A 22,797-nucleotide genomic window follows, 5' to 3' on the forward strand; every position below is an offset into this window, starting at 1 on the left:
GCCGTTGCCCTTCAGAGACCCACCCGGCGCGCCGAAGACATGTGTGCGCCACCCCCCACGACGACCTGGAGACACCGGTGATCTGCCTGACCCGCCTGAACGGGGAGCCCTTCGCGCTCAACCCCGATCTGATCGAGCGGGTCGAGGCACACCCCGACACGGTCATCTCGCTCACCGACGGCAACGTGCGCTTCCTGGTCCGGGAGAGCCTCCCGGAGGTGCTGGCCGCCATCCGCGACTGCCGCGCCGACGTGCTGGCCACCGCCTACGCGATGGACCGCGGGACCCACCCCCGCCCCCTGGTCTCCGTGGTCACCGCCGACGACGCAGACGTCGACCCCACCGAGGACGGCGACCACGCCGTCCTGCCCTTCCCCCACCGTGAGGAGCGCTGACATGGACCCGGCAACCCTGATCGGCGTCGGCGTGGCCATGGTGGCCATCCTGGTCTCGATGATCCTCGAGGGGTCGTCGCCGATGGCGATCATCCTGCTCCCCCCGATCATCCTGGTGTTCGTCGGCACTTTCGGTGCCGCCGTCGCCGGCTCGACCATGGCCGACGTCAAGAAGATCGGCGGCTGGATGAAGATGGGCTTCATGCCCGCGGCGGTGCCCCCGGCCGCCGAGAAGATCCAGGACCTGGTGACCCTCGCCGAGAAGGCCCGCAAGGAGGGCCTGCTCGCCCTCGAGGGCCCCATCAAGGACATCCAGGACCCCTTCCTCCAGCGCGGCCTGCAGATGGCCGTCGACGGCACCGATCCCGAGGACCTCCGCGCCGTGCTCGAGGCCGAGATCTCGGCCAAGAAGGCCGAGGACAAGGTCGCCGCCAAGTTCTTCACCGGCATGGGCGGCTACGCCCCGACCATCGGCATCATCGGCACCGTCATCGGGCTCATCCACGTGCTGGAGAACCTCAACCAGCCCGACAAGCTCGGCCACCTCATCGCCGCCGCGTTCGTCGCGACCTTGTGGGGCGTGCTGTCGGCCAACATCTTCTGGCTGCCCGCCGGCGCCAAGATCACCCGCACGAGCGACCTGCAGGCCGCCCAGATGAAGCTGCTCGTCGAGGGCATCTCCGAGATCCAGGCCGGCACCAGCCCGCGCACCGTGCGGCAGAAGTTGACCTCCCTCGTGCCGCCCAGCGAGGCCGCGGCCATGGCCAAGGCTGCGGCGTGAGCAAGCACGACAGCGGCGGCAAGGGCCGCCGCCGGCACGAGGAGCACGAGGAGGAGGAGCACGAGAACCACGAACGGTGGCTGGTGTCCTTCGCCGACATGATGACGCTGCTGACCGCGGTGTTCATCGTGCTCTACTCGATCAGCCAGGTCGACCAGCTCAAGTTCGCGGCGTTCGCCGAGGGCCTGTCCGAGAGCTTCGGCGCCCCCACCTCGATCATCGTCGACGGGTCGGTCACCGCGCAGGCCAGCGTGCTCGACGAGCTGAACTCGCCGATGCAGGTCGACAACCAGACCGACCCCACCCAGAAGGTCGACGGCACCACCATGGACGCCGCCCGGGCGGCCGCCCTCGCGCAGCAGTCCGCCGAGACCCAGGCCGAGGCGCAGGCGCAGTACGACCAGCTGACCGCGGCGCAGGCGGCCATCACCGCCGCGCTCACCGCCGCCGGCGACGCCGCCGCGGCCACCTACCAGGTGACCGAGGAGGGCCTGGTCGTGCACGTCGTCGCCGACCAGGTGCTGTTCGGCCCCGAGGAGGCCGCGCTGCGCGGGGAGGGCAAGAGCGTGCTCGACGCCCTGGCGCCCACGCTCGCCGCCCTGCCCAACCGGCTCAAGATCGAGGGGCACACCAACTCGCTGCCGGTCACCCCCGGCGGCACCTACGCCTCGAACTGGGAGCTGTCGACCGCCCGCGCCACCACCGTGCTGCGCTACCTGGTCGAGACCGACGGCCTCGACCAGACCCGCATGGAGGCCTCCGGCTTCGCCGCCACCCAGCCCCTGCTGCCCGACTCCGACCCGGCGTCGGTGTCGGTCAACCGCCGGGTCGACATCGTCGTCCTGTCCACCGCCTCCGCCGAGGCCAGTGCCCTGCTGCCCGGGCTCGCGTCGCAAGCCGCGGCCACCACACCCGAGGAGACCACCCCGTGAGCGCACCCACCAAGGAACGTCCGGCCGCCGCCAAGGGCAAGGACGCCGCCGAGGACGTCGAGGAGAAGAAGGGCGGCAAGCTCAAGCTGGTCGTCATCGCCGTCGTCGCGCTGGTCGCCATCGGCGCCGGGCTCTGGTTCTTCGTGTTCTCCGGCGACGGCGAGGAGGCCGAGCCCGCGCCGGTGCCCGGCATCGAGCTCCCGATGGACGCCGTGACCATCAACCTCGCGGGCGGGGGCTACCTCAAGATCGGGGTCACCCTGCAGCTCACCGAGGAGGCCGGCGAGACCGCCCCCGGTACCGCCAAGGCCACCGACATCGTCATCGACATGTTCTCCGAGGCCCAGCCCACCGACGTCACCGGCAACCGCGACGCGATGAAGGCCGAGCTCGAGAAGCGCATCGAGGAGGCCTACAACACCGAGGAGGCCGGGCACGTCGTGATGGGCATCTACTACACCTCCTACGTCACCCAATAAAGGACCCCCTCGCCCCCCGGGATGCGCTTCGCGCATCCCGGGGCCCTGCGAGGGGGCCGTTCCAGACGGTCACCATCCCGTGCCGGACCGCCGATGAGGGAGGCGTGACCCTCGCCGACGCCGTCCCCGCCGCGCGCGGGGCGGCGTTCATGGCGTCCCGGCGCCGCCGCGGCGAACCCCGCAGCTACGACTTCCGGCGGCCCACCAAGCTGTCCCGCGACCACGTGCGGGTGCTGCAGAACCTCCTGGAGTCCTTCGCCCGGCAGACCGCCAACAACCTCACGCAGGTGCTGCGCACCGAGGTCAAGGTGGAGCTCGGCGGCATCGACCAGTTCGCCTACGACGACTACATCGCGCACCTGGACAACCCGGTGTTCATGTCGGTCATCTCCTTCGAGCCCCTCCGCGGGCGCGGCCTCATGACCTGGTCCATGGACGTCGCCATGGCGATGATCGACCTCCTGCTCGGCGGGTCCGGCGCGGCCGAGCAGCCGCAGCGCCCGATGACGGGCATGGAGACCCGGCTGGCCAAGTACCCCGTCGAGCGGGTGCTCTACGAACTGGGCACGGCGCTGCGCCCCATCGTGCGGCTGGACTTCGGCCTCGAGGGGTTCGAGTACCAGCCCCAGCTCGCCCAGCTCGCGGTCAGCTCCGAGACCGTCGTGGTGAGCTCCTTCTCCCTGACCCTCGGCGAGCGCGAGACCGAGGCCACCCTCATGCTGCCGTTCGCGCCGTTCGCGCCCGCGCTGCACGGGGCGACGTCGCCGCAGCTGTCGGCGCAGGCCCTCCGCGAACGCCAGCAGGCCACCGACGCCCTCTCCGACCGGCTCGGCGCCGTCCCGGTCGAGGTCAACGCGCGCTTCCGACCGATCACCGTGCCCAGCGCCGACCTGCTGTCGCTGGCCGTCGGCGACGTCCTGCTGCTGCGGCACCCGCGGGACAGCCCGCTGGAGGTCACCACCAACGACGTCGTCTTCGCGCACGCCGTCGCCAGCAACCACCGCCGGCGGCTGGCCGCCGAGATCGTCGCCACCCCGCCCGCCCCCACGAGCAGCCCGAGGGACGCCCAGTGAGCACCAGCACCGCCGGCCGCAACGACGACGCGGCCACCATCTCCGCCGCCGTGGTCTCCGCGGCCGAGGCCGCGGGCGCCCTGCTGCCCGCGCCGTCGGCGTTGTCCTGCGGGTCCCCCGTCGACGACCCCGACATCGCCCCGCTGCCCGGGGACTCCCCCGCGGCCATCACCGCCCGGCTGTCGGGCGAGGTCAGCGGAGACGTCGTCCTGGTCGTCGCCGGGTCGGTGGTGGAGGCGCTGGCCAACTCCCCGGTCGGCAAGCTCGACGTCGCCGCCGCGATGCGCCCGGCGCTGGAGGCCGCGGCCGGCGTGCTGGGCCGGGTCACGGTGACCAGCGAGCGCATGGAGGAACCCGAGGCCGCCCTCGACGGGCTGCGCGACAAGGGCGTGTTCCTCGCCGTCCCGCTGCTGGCCGGGGGCGAGCACCAGGCCACCCTCGCCCTGCAGGTCACCCTGCCCCGGCCGCAGGCCACCCAGCGGGGCAGCCTCGAGCTGCTGCGCAACGTGGCCATGGAGGTGACGGTCGAGATCGGCCGCACCCGCATGACGGTGCAGGAGCTGCTGTCGCTCTACCCCGGCGAGATCGTCGAGCTCGACCGCGCCGCCAGCGCGCCGGCCGACCTGCTGGTCAACGGCACCCTCATCGCCCGCGGCGAGGTGGTCGTGGTCGACGAGGAGTTCGGGCTGCGGATCACCGAGGTGGTCACCGACGCCGCGGCCGCCGAACTGGGTCAGGCCTCGGCATGACCTGGATGGTCATCCGGCTGATCCTGTCGCTGGCGTTCGTCGGCGGCGTCCTGTGGTTCGCCGCGCGCGTGGCCAAGAAGCGTGGGCTGGGCATGGGCAACGGGCTCATCGAGGTCGTCGCCCGGCAGCGGATGGGTCGCAGCAGCACCGTCAGCGTGCTGCGGGTCGCCGACCGGGTGCTCGTCGTCGGCGCCACCGAGGAGAACGTCACCCTGCTGGCCGAGATGGACGCCGAGGTGGTCGAGGAGGTCCTGGCCGAGGCCGAGGAGGAGCGGTTGGCCGCCCAGGAGGCCCGGCGCCTGGCCGCCGCCGCCCGCCGCGGCACCCCCGAGCTCGCCGGCCCGGCGGACGACGACGCCCCCACCACCCAGATCTCGCTGCCGGCTCTCCCCGGCGTCCCCGGTGCCCGCCGCACCCACCGCCCCGCCGTCCGCGGGCACGGCACCCACGGCGGCCGACCCGTCGCCGGTGGGCTCGCCGCCGGCTCGGTGTTCGACCGCGCGGCGTGGACGCAGCTGGTCGAGGGCCTGCGGGAGCGGACGGTGCGCCGCTGATGACCGCGCTCCTGCGGGAGCGCGCCGGCCGCTGGGCCACCCGGGCGGGGGTGGTCGCCGCCGCCGGCGCGACCCTCCTCGTCCTGGGCACCGCCCTCACCGCGACCGCTGCCCTCGCGGTCGACGACCCGACCGCCCCGGTCGACCCCACCGTCCCGGTCGTCGACGGCGGCGGCCTGGACATCAACATCGGGGGCAACAGCCCCTCCAGCGCCATCACGCTGATCCTGGCCATCACGGTGCTGTCGATCGCGCCGTCGCTGCTGCTGCTGGTCACCTCGTTCACCAAGATCGTGGTGGTGCTGTCGCTGACCCGCAACGCGCTGGGGCTGCAGAACTCCCCGCCCAACCAGGTGCTGACCGGGCTGGCGTTCTTCCTCACCATCTTCGTGATGGGGCCGGTGATCGCCGACATCAACCACCTGGCCATCCAGCCCTACCTGGACGGCCAGCTCTCCGTCGGGCAGGCCTACGACGCCGGGGTCGAACCGCTCAAGCACTTCCTGCTGGCCAACACCCGCGGCGACGAGCTCAAGCTCATGGTCGGGCTGAGCGGGGAGAACATGCCCGCCGACCCCGAGGCCGTGAGCATGCTGACGCTCGTGCCGGCGTTCGTGCTGAGCGAGCTCAAGAGCGCATTCATCATCGGCCTGGTCGTGTTCATCCCCTTCCTGGTGCTGGACATGCTGGTCAGCGCCGCGCTGATGGCGATGGGCATGATGATGGTGCCGCCGGTCATCGTCTCGCTGCCGTTCAAGCTCCTGCTGTTCGTCGTCGTCGACGGCTGGGCCCTCATCACCACCGCACTGGTGGGCTCCTACGGGACCTACGGCTAGTGTCCGACGCCCAGATCACCGACATCGCGGTGCAGACCATGGTCGTGGCGGCCAAGGTGTCGGCCCCGATCCTGCTCACCGCGCTGCTGGTCGGCTTCGCCATCTCGCTGTTCCAGGCGGCGACCCAGATCCAGGAGCAGACGCTCTCCTTCGTGCCCAAGCTCGTCGCCGTCGCCATCGCCCTGGTCATCACCGGCAACTGGGTGCTCTCCGAGCTCGTCTCGTTCACCCACCAGCTCTTCGACGCACTGCCGGCGCTGCTCGGCCGGAGCTGACCGCGTGGACCTCGACGTCTCCGAGGCCACCCTCGCAGCCCTGCTGCTGGCCACCGCGCGCACCGCCGGGTTCGTCCTGCTCGCCCCGCCGTTCAACTCCAAGGCCATCCCGGCCACCGTCAAGGGTGCGCTGTCGGTGTGCCTGGCGCTGGTGGTCTTCCACCAGGTCGAGAGCCAGCTGGGCGTGCTGTCGGCGGGGTACCTGGTGCTCACCGCGCTCACCGAGGTGGTCATCGGCGCGGCGCTGGGCTTCGTCGTCCAGCTGTTCTTCGCCGCCGTCCAGCTCGCCGGTGACGTCCTCGACGTCACCGGCGGCTTCTCGCTGCAGCCGGCCTACGACCCGCTGTCGATGAGCACCGCCTCCACCATCGGGCGCCTGCAGAACCTGCTGGCCACCGCACTGCTGTTCACCAGCGGCGGCCACCTGCTGCTGGTGCGCGGGCTGTTCACCTCCTACGAGGGGCTGCCGCTGGGGGCGGTGCTCCCGGGCGACCAGGTCGGGCAGGTGGTCGTGCACGCGATGTCGACGATGTTCCTGGCGGCCATGCAGATCGCCGGGCCGCTGGTCGCGGTGCTGCTGCTGGCCGACGTGGCCCTCGGGCTGGTGTCGCGCGCGTCGCCGCAGATGAACATCTTCGCGCTCGGCTTCCCGGTCAAGATCATGCTGACGCTGGTGATGCTGGGCCTCACCTTCCCCCTCCTGCCCACCGCCCTGGACTCCCTCCTGGAGACCGCCACCCGGGCGATGCTGTCCTTCCGGGCCGGGTGACGCCGTGGCCGACTCCACGGGTGGTGAGAAGACCGAGAAGCCGACTCCCCAGCGCCTGAAGAAGGCGCGCGGAGAAGGCCAGATCCCACGCACGCAGGAACTGGGCACGTGGCTGGGCGCAGTGGCCGCCAGCTTCCTGCTGCCCATGATGGCCCGCTCGTCGTTCGACGGCGCGAGCCAGCTGTTCGAGCAGATCGGCCAGGTCGCCCGCACCCCCGACGTCGCGTCGATCCACCGACTGCTCGGCGAGGCGCTGTCGGCCTTCCTCACCGCGTCGCTGCCGCTGGCCGCGGGCATCCTCGTCGTCGGGGTGCTGTCCTCAGCCGCGCAGGGCGGCGTGGTCTTCGCCAGCAAGCCGATCAAGCCCTCGTTCAGCAAGCTCAACCCGTTCCCCGGGTTCAAGCGCATGTTCGGCGGGCACGGCCTGTGGGAGGTCACCAAGGCCTTGCTCAAGACCATCGCCATCGGCGTGGCCATCCTGCTCACCGTGTCCGACGTCCGGGGTCTGGTCGCCTCGTCGGGCTCCATGCCGCTGGCGACGGTCGCCTCGGTGTTCACCGACTCGGCGCTCATGATGATCCGGGTCGCCGCGCTGACCGGTCTCGTGCTGGCCGTCGCCGACTACTTCGTCGTGCGGTTCCAGCAGATGAAGAAGCTCAAGATGAGCCACTACGAGATCAAGCAGGAGCACAAGCAGCAGGAAGGCGACCCGCACGTCAAGGGTCACCGCCGGGCCGTCGCCCTGGCCCAGGCCCGCAACCGCATGATGACCGACGTGGCGACGGCCGACGTCCTGCTCACCAACCCCACCCACGTGGCCGTCGCGCTGAAGTACTCCCCGGCGTTCGGCGCGCCGAAGGTCGTGGCCAAGGGGTCGGGCGAGGTGGCCCGCCGGCTGCGCGAGCTGGCGGCCGAGCACGGCGTGCCGCAGGTGCGCGACATCCCGCTGGCGCGGGCGCTGCACGGCAGCTGCGACCTCGGCCAGGAGATCCCGCCCCAGCTGTTCACCGCCGTGGCCCGGGTGCTGGCCTTCGTCATGCAGCTGGGCATGAAGGGCATCAAGGGCGGAGTGCACCAGCCGGGGTTCACCCCGCCGGACACCACCGGCCTGCCGGTCGCCGGCCGGCGCCGGGTCACCCCGGTCGCCGGTGGCGGCACGGGTGCGGTGGACGGCGTCTCCGCCGCCTGAGCCCGGGGCCCCGGTCCGTGACCGGTTGGTCACGGACGATCCGGGGTCTGCCGATGTAGACGGACGTGAAGTGGACGACGGCTGCCGTGCCCATCGGCGTGGTGGCGATCGTCCTCATGCTCGTCGTGCCGATGCCGGCGATGCTGCTGGACCTGCTCATCGGGCTCAACATCGCGGTGTCGCTGCTCATCCTGCTGGTCGCGATGTCGATCAAGCGGCCGCTGGACTTCGCCGTCTTCCCGTCGGCCATCCTCATCGCCACCCTGCTGCGGCTGGCGCTGAACGTCTCCTCGACCCGCCTGGTGCTCTCCGACGGGTACGCCGGCGCGGTCATCGAGGCCTTCGGGCACTTCGTCATCGGCGGCTCGCTGGTCGTCGGCCTGGTCGTGTTCCTCATCCTGGTCGTCATCCAGTTCGTGGTGATCACCAAGGGTGCCGAGCGGGTCGCCGAGGTCGGGGCCCGCTTCACCCTGGACGCGATGCCGGGCAAGCAGATGGCCATCGACGCCGACCTCAACGCCGGTCTGATCACCGAGGCGCAGGCCCGCAAGCGCCGCGCGGAGGTCACCGCGGAGGCCGACTTCTACGGCTCGATGGACGGTGCCAGCAAGTTCGTCAAGGGCGACGCCATCGCCGCGATCATCATCGTGCTGGTGAACCTGGTCGGCGGCCTGGTCATGGGCATGGTCCAGAACGGCATGAGCGCCGGCGACGCGGTGAGCACGTACTCGCTGCTCGCCGTCGGCGACGGCCTGACCTCGATGGTGCCGGCGCTGCTGCTGTCCACGGCCACCGGCATCGTGGTGACCCGCTCGGCCGCCGACGGCGAGCTGGGCGAGGACCTGCTGGGCCAGCTCGGGCGCACGAAGCAGCCGCTGCGCATCGCCGGTGCCGGGCTGATCGTCCTGGGCCTCATGCCCGGTCTGCCCAAGCTGCCCTTCATGCTGACCGGCGCCCTCATGCTGTTCCTCGCCTCGCGGGTGAAGGACCTCCCGCCGGTCGACGCCGACGAGGCCGCCCCCGCCGCCGACGAGCCCTCGCCGGACTCCCCCGAGGCCATCGCCGAGAAGATGCGGGTCGACCCGCTGGAGCTGGAGGTCGCCTTCGACCTCGTCGAGCTGGTCGACACGGCCCGCGGTGGCGACCTGCTCGACCGGGTCAAGGCGCTGCGCCGCAAGGTGGCCATGGACACCGGACTGGTGATCCCCCTCGTGCGCACCCGCGACAACCTCGACCTGCCCGCCTCCCAGTACGTCGTGTGGCTCAACGGCGTCCCGGTCGCCAAGGGCACCTCGCCGGCGGGCACCGTGCTGGCCATCGGTGACTCCCTCGACGGCCTGCCCGGCAAGCCCACGCGCGAGCCGGTGTTCGGGTTGGCGGCCAAGTGGGTGCCGGCCGAGCTGCAGCGCCAGGCCGAGATGGCCGGGGCCACCGTCGTCGACCGCTCGTCGGTGATCACCACCCACCTGGCCGAGGTCGTGCGGCAGAACGCCGCCCAGCTCCTCGGGCGCGAGGACGTCAAGCTGCTGCTGGAGATGGTGCGCCGCTCGCACCCGGTGGTGGTCGAGGAGCTGACCGGCGGCGGGTTGTCCCTGGGCCAGGTCCAGCAGGTGCTGCAGGCCCTGCTGGAGGAGGGCGTCTCGATCCGCGACCTGGTGCGCATCTTCGAGGCCCTGTCGCTGCGGGCGAAGACCGCCACCGACCTGGACAGCCTGGTCGAGGCCGCCCGCGCGGCGCTGGGCCCGGCCATCAGCCACCCGTACGTGACCGACGACGAGAAGCTCTACGTCATGACGCTGGACCCCGGGTTCGAGCAGCGCCTGCTCGCCGCGGTCCGGCAGAGCGAGCAGGGCGCCGTCCTCGCGCTGGACGCCGGGATGGTCGATGCACTCGCCCGCGGCGCGAGCGACCTGCTCGACGACGCGGAGAAGCTCGGCATCACCGCCCTGCTCGTCTGCTCCCCCCAGGTGCGCCCCGCCCTCTCCCGGCTCATGCGCCAGGTGGTGGCCCGCTGCACCGTCATCTCGTACGCGGAGGTCTCCCGTACGGCCCAGATCGAGACGATCGGAGTGGTGAACGGTGCCGTCGCCCTCGCCTGAGCCGCCCGCCGGGGCCACCCGCGACGAGGCGATCGCCGCCGCGCGCGCCGAGTACGGCCCGGACGTGCGCATCCGCGGCGTCCGGCGCATCCGCAGCGGCGGGGTCGCCGGGTTCTTCAGCCAGGAGCGCTACGTCGCCGACGTCGTGCTGCCTGCCGGCGCCGACGAGGCACCCCGGACCCCGGCCGGCAAGGGGACGGCTCCGGCCAAGGGCAGCAAGCCCGCCGGCCGCCCGGCCGTCGCGCCGGCCCGTCCGGCCACCCCGACCGTCGTGGCCGAGGTGCCCGCGGCCGGGTTGAGCCAGGCCGAGGCGCTGTCGCAGTGGCCCTCCTCGGGCCTGTCGGTCGACGACCTGCTCGAGGTCGCCCTCCAGGTGCGCGGTGCCCAGCGGGCCGCCGACGAGACCCCCACCGGCGTGCTGCCCGTCGTGGACCCGGTCGACGAGCTGGCCGACCTGCTCGGCGCCGGCGGCGACGAGCAGGTCGCCACGTACTCCCCCGCCTCGCTGGCCCGCCCCGCTGCTGCGCGCCGGGAGGACCCCCGGCGCGCCGAGCCCCGCCGCGAGGACGCCCGCCGCGAGGAGCCCCGCCGCGGCACGGGTCGGCCCCCGCTGGCCACCCGTCGCGAGCCCGAGCCGGCCGGCCCGACCGCACCCGCCTGGGAGCGGACCAGCCGGACTTCCCCCCCGACCGCCACCCCGGAGGACGCCCCGGGCGCCGACCCGGCCTCCGACCCGGCCTCCGACCCGGGCGAGGAGGCCGGCGGCACCCCGCCCTCCCCCTTCGCCGCCGCGCTCATGCGCGTGGTGACACAGGACGACGAGGTGCAGGCCGCCGTGGCCGACGCCGAGCAGCAGCAGGAGGAGGACCCGCAGGTGGCCGCGCACCAGGAGGACGTGCCGGCGGCCGAGGTCATCGCGCCGCGTGACCGGGCCGCCGCCGGCCGGTCCGCCGCCGTCCGGGCCGCAGCGCTGCGGGCCGAGGCCGAGGCGGTCGCCTCCGCCCGCGCCGACATCGCGCGGGCCGAGGCCGCCGCGGCGGCGGAGACCCCCGTGGCCGCATTGCCCGCCGCATCGGCACCCGCGTCGGCCCCCGTCTCGTCACCCGTGGCGGCTCCCACCCGGGCCGCCGACCCGCGTCCTGCACCCGCCGTCACGGAGCCGGCGGACGAGGCTGACGGGAGGGTCGAGGCGCCGGCCCGCACCCGGACCCCCGAGGAGCGCCGCGCCGCGGCCCGCGCGCGGGCCGAAGCCCGGCGCGCGGCGCGCGTGGCCCCGACCCGCCCCGCGGCGCTCGACGAGCCCGTCGAGGCCGAGGTCGTCGAGGCCGCCGAGCCCGGTGCGGCGGTCGAGGTCGCCGAGCCCGGTGCGCCCCGGCGCTCGTCCGGCCGGCAGCCGGCGCGCACGCGGCGGTCCTCGGCGACCCGTCAGCCCGCTGCCCCCCGACCCGCACCGGCCGAACCGGCCGCTCCGGTCACGCCGGCCGCCCCGGTGTGGGACGCCACCAGCATCATCGAGCTGGCCCCGCGGGCGGGGATGCCCGCGGCCGCCAAGCGCCCCCCGGCCCCCGCCGCTGCCCGCCCGCCGCAGCCGTCGGCCAGCCCGTCCGCCACGACTGCCCAGGTCGCTCAGCCTGTCCTGCCCGCCCAGCCCGGCACGCCGGAGACGCCGACCTCCCGTCGCGCACCGGCCGTCGTCGAACCGGCGGCCGGGGGCCCGACGAAGGTGACCTCGGCCCGGGCCGGCGCGGCCGCGCTGCGCGAGGCCGCCATCCGCGCCGCCGGCGAGCTGGCCGAGCGGCAGGTCGTCGGGGTGCAGGCGGCACCGGACCTGCTCGACGACTTCGTCGACGCCGACCTGGCCGCCACCACCTCCGCCGGCACCGGCACGGACGGGTCCGTGGGCACCGCCAGCGGCACCTCGTCCGCGCCGGCGCCGCTGGCCGACCGCGCTGCCCGGCTGCGGTCGGTGCTGGCCGCGGCCACCTCGCCCACCGAGCCGGTCACGGCAGACGCCGGACCGCCGGCTCGCCGCCACCTGCCCGCGGCCCCGCCCGCGGCCTCCGGGGTGGTCGTCGCCGAGCACGCCGTCCCCTCCCCTGCTGAGGAGGCCGCGGCTGAGGAGGCCGCAGCCGAGCAGGCCGCGGCTGAGAAGGCCGCAGCCGAAGCGGCCGCTGCCGAGCAGGCAGAGGCCGCCGCGCAGGAGGCTGCACGCGTCGAAGCCGCACGCGTCGAGGCCGAGCGGGTCGAGGCCGAGCGCGTCGAGGCCGAGCGGATCGCTGCGGCCCAGGCCGAGGCCCGCCGCATCGCCGAGCTCGCCGCCGAGGCCGCCCGGGCCGCGGCCGAGGCCGCACGCGTCCAGGCCGCGCGGGTCGAGGCCGAGCGGCGTGCCGCGGTCGAGGCCGCGCGCATCGAGGTCGCACGCATCGAGGCCGAGCAGGCCCAGCAGGCCCAGGCCCGCCGCGCCGCCGAGGCCGCGGATGCAGCACGGCTCGCCGCCGCCGACGCCGTGCCGGGCGGGACCGCACCGGTCGGGGACCGGGCGGGCGGCGACAGGTCACCCCACCGCACCCGGGCCGAGCGCCGCGAGGCCGCGGAGGCCGCTCGCGCCCGCCTCGCCGGCGCACCCGACCCGGCCGCCGAGGTCGCCGACCTCACCGTCGACGCGCTCGCCGAGGACCGGCCGGCGGCCGAGGTGCCCGACCCCGACGTGCCGGCGGTCGACCCGTTGTGGGGCACCCCCGTCCGGCGTCCGCTCGCCGCCGTGGACGGCACCGACGGCGGGCGGCACCGGGGAGCCGCGGCCCACCGTCGGCCCGACACCGGCCTCATGCCCGCCGTCCACGACGACCGCGCCGAGGACCAGCCCCCGGTTCGGGCGGCCGCGACCGCGCAGACCGGTACTGCTGCCCACACCGCCGCACCCGCCGCCGACGCGGTCGAGCCCGTGGTCGGCGTCGTCCTGGATGCGCCGCGCACCTACACCGCCGGCTCGCGGTACGACGAGATCCTGTTCGGCAGCCCGCGCAGCACGCCCCGCCCGGGCGCATCGGACGCGCTCGAGGCGCTGCGGGCCGCAGCGCTCGCCGGCGGGGTGACGCCCTCCCGTCGGCGTCGGGCCCCCGACGGCGGCCGGCACCGTTCCCTGCCGACCCAGGTCGACCTGCCCGCCGTCGGGGCGGCCCGGCTGACCGCGCTGGACGACCCGTCGGAGGCCACCTCGGGGTTCATCGAGGTGCTGCAGGCGGTAGCCGACAGCGACTTCCTCGGCGAGCCGGAGCCCGAGGCGTCCCGGCTGGCTGCCGAGGTGCCCGACGTCCTGGTGCAGGAGATGGCCCACGAGATGGCCGCGGGCATGGCCGAGGAGCTGGCCCGCACCGCCAGTGACCCCTCGCCGCGGCCGGCCGACGCCACCTCGGTGCTGCCCTCCCTGGAGGGTCTGCTCCCCGCCGCTCCGCGCGTCCGCGGCCAGCGTCCCCCGGTGCCGGCCACCACGCCGCGGTCCCGGTTGCTGCCCCCGCACCCCTCGACCCGCATGCGCGGGGTGCGTGGCACCGACGACGGCGACGGCTACGCGACGATCACCCACCTGGTGCCGGTCAGCGACGACCCCGCCCCCGCCGAGGGCGCGGCCGGCCTGGCCGCACTCGGTGTGCCCGCCTCCGTCCTGGGGGCCGACTTCGCGGCCGAGGCCGGGCGCCGCGGCACGTTCGCCGCACTGGCCTCGTCCCTGGGCCGTGCGTTGCCGGCGGCCCCGGCCATCCCGGCCGAGCCCGGTGACGTGCTGGTGGTCGTCGGTCCCGGGGCCGAGGCGCTGACCGCGGCCCGCGCGCTGGCCGTCGCGCTGCGGCTGGACCCCGCCCAGGTGCAGTGGTGCACCCGTGGCGCGCTGGCCGGGCTCGCCGCCGTCGACGTCCAGGTGTCGGGAGCCGCCGCAGCCACCGAGCGGCGTGCGGTGGCCGGCGCGGCCGACGTCCCGACCGTGGTCGCCGTCGACGTGCCGCTCGGGGACGCCGGGGGCGCCTGGGCCGCGCAGATGGTGCACGCCTGGTCCGGCACCGCCGTCTGGGCCGTCCTGGACTCCACCCGCAAGCCCGGTGCGCTGCGCAGCTGGCTGGCCGAGCTCCCCCGGGTCGACGCGGTCGTCGTCACCGACACCGACGCCGCACCCGACCCGGCCGCCCTGCTCGACGGGCTGCCGGTGCCGGTCGCCGTCGTCGACGGTGCGCGGGCCACGCCGCACCGCTGGGCCGCGCTGCTGTGCGAGCGGTTGGCCGGTCACCGATGAGCCCGCTGCGCTGGGACGTCCTCGGCGCAGCGTTGCTGTTCGCCGTCCCGGTCCTGCTGCTGGGTGCGGTCGGCGTCCTGGACACCGACGACGTGGTCGACCGTCTGCCCTGGTGCCTGCTTGCGGGCTGGGTCACCAGCTCGGTGCTGCGCGCGGTGTTCCCCGCGCCCAAGCCGGCCCCGAAGCAGCGCCGGCGTCCGCACCCCGTCGAGGCCGACGCCGAGGCCTGACCCACCCAGCGTGGATCAGGGGGGTGCACAGAAGTCTGTCCTCCTCCACCAGCTCTGGTGGCGGAGGACAGAACATCGTGCACCCCCCTGTCAACGCTGCGCGGTCAGAGCGGGACGTCCTCCAGCATCTCGGTGACCAGCGCGGCGATCGGCGAGCGCTCCGAGCGGGTGAGGGTCACGTGCGCGAAGAGCGGGTGGCCCTTCAGCGCCTCGATCACCGAGGTGACGCCGTCGTGCCGGCCGACCCGCAGGTTGTCCCGCTGCGCGACGTCGTGGGTGAGCACCACCCGGGAGTTGCTGCCCAGCCGGGAGAGCACGGTGAGCAGCACCCCGCGCTCCAGCGACTGCGCCTCGTCCACGATGACGAAGGAGTCGTGCAGCGAGCGCCCGCGGATGTGGGTCAGCGGCAGCACCTCGATCAGGCCGCGGGCCAGGATCTCGGTGACCACCTCGCCGCCGACGAGCGCGCCCAGGGTGTCGAACACCGCCTGCGCCCAGGGCGCCATCTTCTCGCCCTCCGAGCCGGGCAGGTAGCCCAGCTCCTGACCGCCGACGGCGTACAGCGGCCGGAAGATGACGACCTTCTTGTGCGCCCGGCGCTCCATCACCGACTCCAGGCCGGCGCACAGCGCCAGCGCCGACTTGCCGGTGCCGGCCCGGCCCCCCATCGACACGATGCCGACCTCGGGGTCCAGCAGCAGGTCGAGCGCGATGCGCTGCTCGGCCGAGCGCCCGTGCAGGCCGAACGCCTCGCGGTCCCCGCGCACCAGCTTCACGTGCTTGTCGGCGGTCACCCGGCCCAGCGCCGAACCCCGGGAGGAGAGCAGCACCAGGCCGGTGTGCGTGGGCAGCTCGGCGGCGCCGGGGACGAACAAGGTGCCGCCGTCGTAGAGCGCGGAGATCTCGTCGTCGGAGAGCGACAGCTCCGACATCCCCGTCCACCCGGCGTCGACCGTCCCCAACCCGCGGTACTCGTCGGTCTCCAGGCCGACGGCCGCCGCCTTGACCCGCAACGGCACGTCCTTGGTGACCAGGCAGACGTCCCGGCCCTCGCTGCGCAGGTTGAGCGCCACCACCATGATCCGGCTGTCGTTGCTGTCGTTGCGGAAGCCCGCCGGCAGCACCGAGGAGTCGGAGTGGTTCAGCTCGACGTGCAGCGTGCCGCCCTCGTCGCCGACGGGGATGGGGGCGTCGAGCCGGCCGTGCTGCACCCGCAGGTCGTCGAGCATCCGCAGGGTCTGCCGGGCGAACCAGCCCAGCTCGGGGTGGTGCCGCTTCTCCTCCAGCTCCCCGATGACCACGAGGGGGACGACGACGTCGTGCGCGCCGAAGCGGGCCAGGGCGCCCGGGTCGGAGAGCAGGACGGAGGTGTCGAGGACGTACGTGCGGCGATCGCTCACGGTCGACTCCTGGGGAGGCGCAGGACGCGCCCCTCATCGAAGGTGGCCGGGCCCCGGCGCCGAGGCCGCGGACCGGCCCCCTGGTTCGACTGCGAGCAGCGGACCAACCGGGCCTCCCGTGTCCGGGGAGTCGGGCTCCCCTGACACCGACGACGTTAAGCGCGTCACGTGTCCAACGCGTGACGAACGGCCCTCCACGTGCCGGCGTGTCGCCCACGAGGGTGAGAACGCCGAGCCTGCGGGCCCCATGACCCCCGTCGATCACGGACCTGGGTACGCGACACGCCGGCGCGTCGGCGACCCGGGTCCGTGATCGATCCGGGGGCGGCCGGGCACCTGCTCAGCCGCTCTCCTTGCGGAACTGCGAGGTGCCGTACCAGGCGCCGAGCGCCGCGAGGACGGCGGTGAACAGCACGCCCCACCCGACGTCGGGCGCACCGAACTCGCCGGCGAACAGCGCCCGGGCGCCGTCCACGACGTGCTTGAACGGGACGACGTCGGACACCGCCTGCAGCCACCCCGGGGCCAGGGTCATCGGCAGCAGGATCCCCGACAGCAGCAGGATCGGGAACAGCGCGACGTTGAGCAGCGGCGCGAACGCGTCCTCGCTCTTCAGCGTCAGCGCCAACGCGTAGCTCACCGCGGCCAGCGAACCACCGAGGACGGCGACCAGCCCGATGGTCAGCGCCACCCCGCCCACCGACGCGTCGAGACCGAACGGGACGGCGACCAGCACCAGCACGACGCCCTGGACGGCCAGCACCAGCACGTCGCGCAGCACCCGGCCCAGCAGCAGCGCGGCGCGCGGGGCCGGGCTGACCCGCTGGCTCTCGATGACCCCGGCCCGGTACTCGGCGATGAGGCCGAACCCGACGAACGCCGTCCCGAACAGCCCCAGCTGCACGAGGATCCCGGGCACGAACACCTGGTAGGCGTTCGCCCCGCCCAGCTGCCCGGCGATGGGTTCCAGCAGCGGGCCGAACAGCACGATGTAGAGCACCGGCTGCATGAGGCTGATGACCAGCCAGGCCGGGTTGCGCAGCGAGGTGCGCAGGGCCCGGACGAAGACGGTGCCGGTGTCGCGCGCCATCGTGCTCATGCCTGCGCTCCCTCGGTCTCGGCGGTGGTCGGCTGCTCGCCGTCGCGCAGCGAGCGACCGGTGACGGTGAGGAAGACGTCGTCCAGGCTGGGCCGGCGGCTCTCCACGCCGTCGACCTCGATGCCGGCGGCGTCCAGGTCGCGCAGCAGGGTGACCAGGGCGGCGCCACCGGCCGGCACCCGGCAGGTGACCCGGTCGCCGTCCAGCACCGGGGCCTCGGCCCCGGGCAGCCCGCCCAGGCGGCCGGCGATCTCGGCGGCCCGCGGCGAGGTGAGCGCCAGGAGGTCACCACCGACCGAGCTCTTGAGCTCGTCGGGGGTCCCGGAGGCGACGATGGTGCCCTTGTCGATCACCAGCACCCGGTCGCACAGCGCGTCGGCCTCGTCGAGGTAGTGGGTGGTGAGGAAGACGGTGGTGCCGCGCTCGCTGCGCAGGCCCTCGATGTGCTGCCACAGGTTGGCCCGGGCCTGCGGGTCCAGGCCGGTGGTGGGCTCGTCGAGGAAGACCAGCCCGGGGACGTGCACCAGGCCCATGGCGATGTCCAGGCGTCGTCGCTGACCGCCGGACATCGCCTTGGGCTGCCGTTCCCACAGCCCGTCCAGGTCGAGCTCGGCGAACAGCCGCTTGCCCCGCTCGGTGGCCTCGGCGGTGCTGACGCCGTAGAGCCGGGCGTGGCTGACCAGCTCCTCCCCCGCCCGGTTCTCCGGGGCGGTGGAACCGGCCTGCGAGACGTAGCCGATCCGCCGCCGGACGCCGACCGGGTCGGTGAGCAGGTCGCAACCGGCCACCGTCGCCGTCCCCGCGGTGGGGGCCAGCAGCGTGGTGAGCATGCGCATGGTGGTGGTCTTGCCGGCGCCGTTGGGGCCCAGGAACCCGACGATCTCGCCGGCCTCGACGTCGAGGTCGACCCCGGCGACGGCGACCACCTCGCTGGTCTGCTTGCCGCGCTTCCTGCGGAACGTGCGGGCCAGGCCGCGGGCGTGGATCACGGGGGGCAGCATGCACCCGGAACCGGCCGGGGCCCAACCCCTTTCAGCGTCGTGGTCGCAGCGCCACCGCGAGCCACAGCACCGGGAGCAGCAGCACCGGCCACTGCAGGCCGACGTCGCCCACCCACAGCAGCAGGACGACGAGCAGCACCAGCAGGCAGGACGCGCTCCACAGCCCGAGCACCCGCTTCTCCCGGGCCGTGTGCCTCACGCCGCGGTCTCCGCGGCGATGCGGCCCGGGGTGAGCGGCTCGTCGAGCAGGCGGAGGAACCGGTCGGCCACCGGCTGGTCGGCCGGGCGGGCGCGCAGCCACCGGGCGAGCAGGTCGTACCCCTCGACGTAGGTGGTGATGTAGGCCCGCCACAGCGGGTGGGTGAGGAAGCGCAGCTGCTGCACGGCACGGTCGTGGCTGACCAGCGACCACCGTTGCAGGTGGGCGACGACGGCGTCGGCGGAGGCGCCCTGGTCGTGCAGCAGGATCGCGGCGTCCTGGCGGACCCGGTTCAGCGGTGCCGCCGCCGTGGCGACCCGCTCCGCCAGCTCGCCGTCCAGCCGCAGGCCGAGGTCGCCCAGCACCTCCGCGGCCCACGGGCCCCAGCCCGCGCCGACCGCGGCCTCCAGCCCGAGGTCGGCCAGGCCCTCGGCCATGAGGCACTCGGGGGTGTTGACCAGGAAGACGGTGTGCTCGACGTGGTGCTGCCGCTCGACCAGCCCCATCTCCTTGCGGCAGTGCTCGGTGTGGTGGCCCGGGTAGGACTCGTGGGCGACCAGGTGCGGCAGCTGGCTGGTGCGGTGCGGCAGGTCGGCGTTGATCGCCACCCGCGAGCGGTAGTCACCGGCGTAGTAGTTGAAGCCCGACCACGGCTTGTCGGTGACCACCTCGTAGGCGACCGTCTCCACGTCGGGCAGGCCGTAGGAGGCGCGCACCCGGTCGCGCAGGGCGCTGGACAGCGCGTGCACCGCCTCCTCCAGCTTCGCCGGCGGGCACTCCTCCCTGCGGCGGTGCTGGGCGTAGCGCTCGGCGAGCGTGCCCGACCCCGGCAGCAGCTCCTCGAGCTCGGTGTGCGCCGCGGCGTAGGACGCCTCGTCGCCGAGGCCGACGTCGACCTGGAAGTAGGCCCGGACCTCCTCGCGGTAGCCGACCGGCTCCTGGCCCATCTTCCGGGCGGTGCACTCCAGGGCGGTCAGCTGGCCGCGCAGGTGGGCCACCCGGTCGGCCGGGAGGTCGGTGGAGTCGAGCTCGCGCAGCAGACCGCGGGCCTGGTCGCGCAGCCGCTGCGGGGTCGGTGCGGGTTCGTCGGCGACCTGGGCCCGGATCCGCCGGTCGCCGGTGTAGGCGTCGACGAAACCCTCCTCGAGCCGGTCGAAGCGCAGCCCCAACCGGACGTACTCCAGCGGGACGTCGACCGCGTCGCTGACCATGCCGGCCAGTCTCCCAGCCGACCGGTCAGCCGCCGAACCGGCGCTGCCGGGCCGCGTAGTCGCGCAGCGCCCGCAGGAAGTCCACCCGGCGGAACTCGGGCCAGTAGACGTCGGTGAAGTAGAACTCCGAGTGCGCGGTCTGCCAGAGCAGGAACCCCGACAGCCGTTGCTCGCCGCTGGTGCGGATCACCAGGTCGGGGTCGGGCTGGCCGCGGGTGTACAGGTGCTCGGCGATGTGCTCGACGTCGAGCACCTCGACCAGTTCGGGCAGGGTCGTGCCCCGCTCGGCGTGGTGGGCCAGCAGCGACCGCACGGCGTCGGCGATCTCGCGGCGTCCGCCGTAGCCGACGGCCAGGTTGACCGTGGCCCCGGCGCGCCCGGCCGTGTCCTCGACCGCACGCTGCAGCACGGCGGCGGTCTCGGGCGGCAGCAGACCCAGCGCGCCCACCGCGTTGAGCTGCCATCGGCGGTCGGGGCCCGACAGGTCGCAGGCCACGCCCTCGATGATCCGCAGCAGCGGGGTGAGCTCGCGCTCGGGCCGGGCCAGGTTGTCGGTGGAGAGCAGGAAGAGGGTGACCACCTCGACCCCGGCCTCGTCGCACCACCCCAGGAAGTCCGCGATCTTGTCGGCACCCCGGCGGTGCCCGTGGCTGACGTCGCCGTGCCCGGCCGCCCGGGCCCAGCGTCGGTTGCCGTCGACGATCACGCCGACGTGCCGGGGGGCCGCCGCGCGGTCGAACCGGGCCACCAGGCGCCGCTCGTAGAGTGCGGTCAGCGCCTCACGCACCTGCTCGCGGGCCCCCACGGAGTGCAACCCTAGGACGCTGCTGCACGCACGGGGAGCACCGGCCGTCGATGCAGTTCACAGCTCCGGCGGATGTCGCCGAGACGCCCCTGGCCGTAGCCTCGGACCATGACTGCTCCGCGCGGGAGGGACGAGACGGTGCGGGTCGCCTCGGACGGTGCCGAGCTCGAAGCACCCGCAGGTCAAGCGGTGACCGCCGTCCTCGAGGAGGGCGAGCAGGTCGGCGCCGTGACCCGCGCCGGCGAGTGGCAGGTCGCCGACTACGGCGACGCCGACTTCGACCACCCCGACACGCGGCCCCGCCTGCGCGGCTGGCTGCACCTGTTCGCCTCCTTCGGCGCCGTCGTCGCCGGGGCCGTGCTCATCCCGCTGGCCTGGGTGCACGGCGGCCTGCGCGCCGGGCTGCCGGTGTCGATCTACTGCCTGACCATCCTCGGCCTGTTCGGCATCAGCGCCGCCTACCACCGCCGACGGTGGTCACCGCGCGGGTGGAAGCTCATGAAGCGGCTCGACCACTCGATGATCTTCCTGTTCATCGCCGGTACGTACACCCCCTTCGCCGCGCTGTCGGTCCCCTACCCCACCAACTGGTGGATCTTCGGCGTGGTCTGGACCGGGGCACTGGGCGGGGTCGCGCTCAAGATGGCCTGGCCGACCGCCCCCCGCTGGCTGGGCGTGCCGATCTACCTGGCGCTGGGCTGGGTCGCGGTCTTCGTGCTGGTCGACATCCTGCAGCTGGCCGGGGTCACCGCCATGGTGCTGCTGGCCGCGGGCGGGCTGCTCTACTCCGTCGGCGCGATCGCCTACGCGACCAAGCGGCCCAACCCGTGGCCGGGCGTCTTCGGCTACCACGAGGTGTTCCACGCGATGACGATCGTGGCCGCCGCCTGCCACTACACCGCCGTCTACTTCGCGATCTACAACTCCCCGTTCGTGTAGCGCCTACGGGGTCGGGGCCGGCTGCTCGGTCGGCCCGGGGGACGGTGCCGGCTCCTCGGTCGGGTCCACCGACGACGTGGGGGTCGACGAGGGCGCGGACGTGGCGGGCGCGGGGAACTCCGAGGTCTGCGGGCTGCCGTACCCGTCGTAGGTGACGACGTCCTGCCGCTGCGGGTAGGCGTTGCCCGGCTGGACCGGGACACCGCGCTGCGGCTGGACCTCGGTGCCGTCGGTGGTCCACGTCGACAGGTTGTCGATGGGCCGGCCGTCCTGGTCGTAGAGCAGCACGCCGGTCAGCGGCTCGCCGTCGGGGCCGTACGGGACGATGTTGGTGATCGGTGTGCCGTCCTCGTGCACCAGCGTCGTGGGCCCGGAGTCGTACGAGACCTCGGCGGGGTAGTAGTCCGTGGAGGACTGGTCGTCGGCGAGGCGGATGAGCGCGACCAGCACGCAGACGGACAGTCCCAAGTTCACGAAGGCGGCCCTGTGGGTGAGCGGAACCGCCTCGGCCCGCGCCCGCAGCCCGAATCGCACCGACCAGGCGACGGCCGCACCGGTGGCCAGCCAGCCGATCGGACCCAACCCCAGGGTGGGCAGCGGCAGGCTGACGTGGGCCAGGAACACGGCCTCGACGGCGGCGACCGCGGCCCAGCCGCGCACGACCCACCAGGCGGGCCGCAGCTCGGGCAGGAACGCGCGGACGGCGACGACGGCACGGTGGTCGCCCCAGCGGGCGCGGTAGCGGGCCAGGTCCCACCGCCAGCCGTCCACCTCCTGGCCGGAGCCGGTGGTGGGGGCCTCCGGCAGCCCGGCGGCGCGCCGGAGCTCGGCGGCGTAGGCCGCCGGGGACCCCAGCCGCTCGTCCAACGGTCCGGGGGTCTCGGAGGCGACCTCGACCAGGTGCTCGTCGAGGTCCTCCAGCAGCTCCTCGAGCCGGGCCGGGGGCACGTCGGCCAGCGCTTCGCGCACCTGCCGCGCGTAGGCCGTCACCTCCGGGTCGGTCGACGTCGTGGGGGCGCTCATGCCGCCACCTCCTCACCGGCGAGCAGCGCCGCCATCGTGTCCGCGAACCCCGACCACGTCTTGGTGGAGGTCTCCAGCTGGGCCCGGCCCGAGGCGTTCAGGCCGTAGTACTTGCGGTGCGGGCCCTCCACCGAGGGGACGACGTAGGAGGTCAGGTGCCCGGCGGCGTAGAGCCGGCGCAGGGTGCCGTAGACCGAGGCGTCGCCCACGTCGTCGAGCCCGGCGGCCCGCAGCCGGCGGACGACGTCGTACCCGTACCCGTCCTCGCCGTCGAGGACGGCCAGCACGGCAAGGTCGAGCACCCCCTTGAGCAGTTGCGTGATGTCCATCGGTCCTCCGGTTGGTTGGTGCACGGCACAGTACCGCGCATCGCGCACTAGCCCGCACGACCGCGTACCGGAGTGTCGGAACCAGCTCGTCCCGTCGCGGGAGCGCCGCACATCCGTGACGATGCCCGGGGAACGAGATGCTCGA

23 protein-coding genes are annotated in these 22,797 nt (G+C 74.1%); 15 read left to right on the plus strand and 8 right to left on the minus strand.

What is annotated here, in order from left to right:
• The first annotated feature begins 77 nt into the window (after positions 1-77).
• The 14 genes from TEK04_RS03165 (at position 78) to TEK04_RS03230 (ending at position 14,646) form a co-directional block, all read left to right on the plus strand.
• The gene (locus TEK04_RS03165) at positions 78-395 is read left to right on the plus strand and encodes a flagellar FlbD family protein (protein ID WP_336402857.1); all 318 of its coding nucleotides are present in this window, start codon (positions 78-80) and stop codon (positions 393-395) included.
• 1 nt (position 396) lies between these two features.
• A complete protein-coding gene (locus TEK04_RS03170; RefSeq protein WP_336402858.1) occupies positions 397-1,176 on the plus strand; it encodes a motility protein A in 780 nt (259 codons plus the stop codon).
• A complete protein-coding gene (locus TEK04_RS03175) occupies positions 1,173-2,108 on the plus strand; it encodes an OmpA/MotB family protein (protein ID WP_336402859.1) in 936 nt (311 codons plus the stop codon). The genes TEK04_RS03170 and TEK04_RS03175 overlap by 4 nt, the downstream gene beginning before the upstream one ends.
• Positions 2,105-2,587, plus strand: a complete 483-nt coding sequence (locus tag TEK04_RS03180) for a flagellar basal body-associated FliL family protein (protein ID WP_336402860.1) — start codon at positions 2,105-2,107, stop codon at positions 2,585-2,587. The genes TEK04_RS03175 and TEK04_RS03180 overlap by 4 nt, the downstream gene beginning before the upstream one ends.
• Before the next feature lie 104 nt (positions 2,588-2,691).
• Entirely contained in the window at positions 2,692-3,660 is a 969-nt protein-coding gene (locus tag TEK04_RS03185) for a flagellar motor switch protein FliM (protein ID WP_336402861.1), read from the plus strand.
• Entirely contained in the window at positions 3,657-4,409 is a 753-nt protein-coding gene (gene fliN / locus TEK04_RS03190) for a flagellar motor switch protein FliN (protein ID WP_336402862.1), read from the plus strand. Before TEK04_RS03185 ends, fliN begins: the two co-directional genes overlap by 4 nt.
• The gene (locus TEK04_RS03195; protein ID WP_336402863.1) at positions 4,406-4,963 is read left to right on the plus strand and encodes a FliO/MopB family protein; all 558 of its coding nucleotides are present in this window, start codon (positions 4,406-4,408) and stop codon (positions 4,961-4,963) included. The genes fliN and TEK04_RS03195 overlap by 4 nt, the downstream gene beginning before the upstream one ends.
• On the plus strand, positions 4,963-5,799 hold the full coding sequence (fliP, locus tag TEK04_RS03200) for a flagellar type III secretion system pore protein FliP (RefSeq protein WP_336402864.1): 837 nt from the start codon (positions 4,963-4,965) through the stop codon (positions 5,797-5,799). The genes TEK04_RS03195 and fliP overlap by 1 nt, the downstream gene beginning before the upstream one ends.
• Positions 5,799-6,074 carry a flagellar biosynthesis protein FliQ gene (gene fliQ, locus TEK04_RS03205; RefSeq protein WP_336402865.1) on the plus strand — a complete coding sequence of 92 codons (276 nt, stop codon included), beginning with the start codon at positions 5,799-5,801 and terminating at the stop codon, positions 6,072-6,074. The genes fliP and fliQ overlap by 1 nt, the downstream gene beginning before the upstream one ends.
• A gap of 4 nt (positions 6,075-6,078) precedes the next feature.
• The gene (gene fliR, locus TEK04_RS03210; RefSeq protein WP_336402866.1) at positions 6,079-6,843 is read left to right on the plus strand and encodes a flagellar biosynthetic protein FliR; all 765 of its coding nucleotides are present in this window, start codon (positions 6,079-6,081) and stop codon (positions 6,841-6,843) included.
• A 4-nt stretch (positions 6,844-6,847) separates the two neighbouring features.
• Positions 6,848-8,032, plus strand: coding sequence for an EscU/YscU/HrcU family type III secretion system export apparatus switch protein (locus tag TEK04_RS03215; protein ID WP_336402867.1), 1,185 nt, complete (start codon positions 6,848-6,850; stop codon positions 8,030-8,032).
• Positions 8,033-8,097: 65 nt separating this feature from the next.
• Positions 8,098-10,131 (plus strand): flagellar biosynthesis protein FlhA, encoded by a 2,034-nt coding sequence (gene flhA, locus TEK04_RS03220; protein ID WP_336402868.1) that lies wholly within the window; start codon positions 8,098-8,100, stop codon positions 10,129-10,131.
• On the plus strand, positions 10,112-14,416 hold the full coding sequence (locus tag TEK04_RS03225) for a hypothetical protein (protein ID WP_336402869.1): 4,305 nt from the start codon (positions 10,112-10,114) through the stop codon (positions 14,414-14,416). Before flhA ends, TEK04_RS03225 begins: the two co-directional genes overlap by 20 nt.
• The gene (locus tag TEK04_RS03230; RefSeq protein WP_336402870.1) at positions 14,413-14,646 is read left to right on the plus strand and encodes a hypothetical protein; all 234 of its coding nucleotides are present in this window, start codon (positions 14,413-14,415) and stop codon (positions 14,644-14,646) included. The genes TEK04_RS03225 and TEK04_RS03230 overlap by 4 nt, the downstream gene beginning before the upstream one ends.
• A gap of 104 nt (positions 14,647-14,750) precedes the next feature.
• On the opposite strand, the gene phoH2 is transcribed toward TEK04_RS03230, so the two are convergent.
• The 6 genes from phoH2 to TEK04_RS03260 form a co-directional block, all read right to left on the minus strand.
• Positions 14,751-16,046, minus strand: a complete 1,296-nt coding sequence (gene phoH2, locus TEK04_RS03235) for an RNA 5'-3' helicase PhoH2 (protein WP_336402871.1) — start codon at positions 16,044-16,046, stop codon at positions 14,751-14,753.
• A gap of 340 nt (positions 16,047-16,386) precedes the next feature.
• Complete coding sequence (locus TEK04_RS03240; RefSeq protein ID WP_336402872.1) at positions 16,387-17,145, minus strand: ABC transporter permease; 759 nt, start codon at positions 17,143-17,145, stop codon at positions 16,387-16,389.
• The gene (locus tag TEK04_RS03245; protein ID WP_336402873.1) at positions 17,142-18,134 is read right to left on the minus strand and encodes an ATP-binding cassette domain-containing protein; all 993 of its coding nucleotides are present in this window, start codon (positions 18,132-18,134) and stop codon (positions 17,142-17,144) included. Before TEK04_RS03245 ends, TEK04_RS03240 begins: the two co-directional genes overlap by 4 nt.
• A gap of 43 nt (positions 18,135-18,177) precedes the next feature.
• Complete coding sequence (locus tag TEK04_RS03250; protein WP_336402874.1) at positions 18,178-18,345, minus strand: hypothetical protein; 168 nt, start codon at positions 18,343-18,345, stop codon at positions 18,178-18,180.
• Positions 18,342-19,556, minus strand: coding sequence for a DUF885 domain-containing protein (locus tag TEK04_RS03255; RefSeq protein WP_336402875.1), 1,215 nt, complete (start codon positions 19,554-19,556; stop codon positions 18,342-18,344). Before TEK04_RS03255 ends, TEK04_RS03250 begins: the two co-directional genes overlap by 4 nt.
• Before the next feature lie 25 nt (positions 19,557-19,581).
• Complete coding sequence (locus TEK04_RS03260; protein ID WP_336402926.1) at positions 19,582-20,361, minus strand: isoprenyl transferase; 780 nt, start codon at positions 20,359-20,361, stop codon at positions 19,582-19,584.
• A 108-nt stretch (positions 20,362-20,469) separates the two neighbouring features.
• Here TEK04_RS03260 and trhA point away from each other — a divergent pair, with 108 nt between their 5' ends.
• Positions 20,470-21,300, plus strand: coding sequence for a PAQR family membrane homeostasis protein TrhA (gene trhA, locus TEK04_RS03265; protein ID WP_336402876.1), 831 nt, complete (start codon positions 20,470-20,472; stop codon positions 21,298-21,300).
• A gap of 3 nt (positions 21,301-21,303) precedes the next feature.
• On the opposite strand, the gene TEK04_RS03270 is transcribed toward trhA, so the two are convergent.
• Both TEK04_RS03270 and TEK04_RS03275 read right to left on the minus strand, forming a co-directional pair.
• Positions 21,304-22,323 carry a hypothetical protein gene (locus TEK04_RS03270; protein ID WP_336402877.1) on the minus strand — a complete coding sequence of 340 codons (1,020 nt, stop codon included), beginning with the start codon at positions 22,321-22,323 and terminating at the stop codon, positions 21,304-21,306.
• The gene (locus TEK04_RS03275; RefSeq protein WP_336402878.1) at positions 22,320-22,652 is read right to left on the minus strand and encodes a PadR family transcriptional regulator; all 333 of its coding nucleotides are present in this window, start codon (positions 22,650-22,652) and stop codon (positions 22,320-22,322) included. The genes TEK04_RS03270 and TEK04_RS03275 overlap by 4 nt, the downstream gene beginning before the upstream one ends.
• Positions 22,653-22,797: the final 145 nt, after the last annotated feature.

Source organism: Klenkia sesuvii (assembly GCF_037083825.1).
Classification (GTDB): Bacteria; Actinomycetota; Actinomycetes; order Mycobacteriales; family Geodermatophilaceae; genus Klenkia; species Klenkia sesuvii.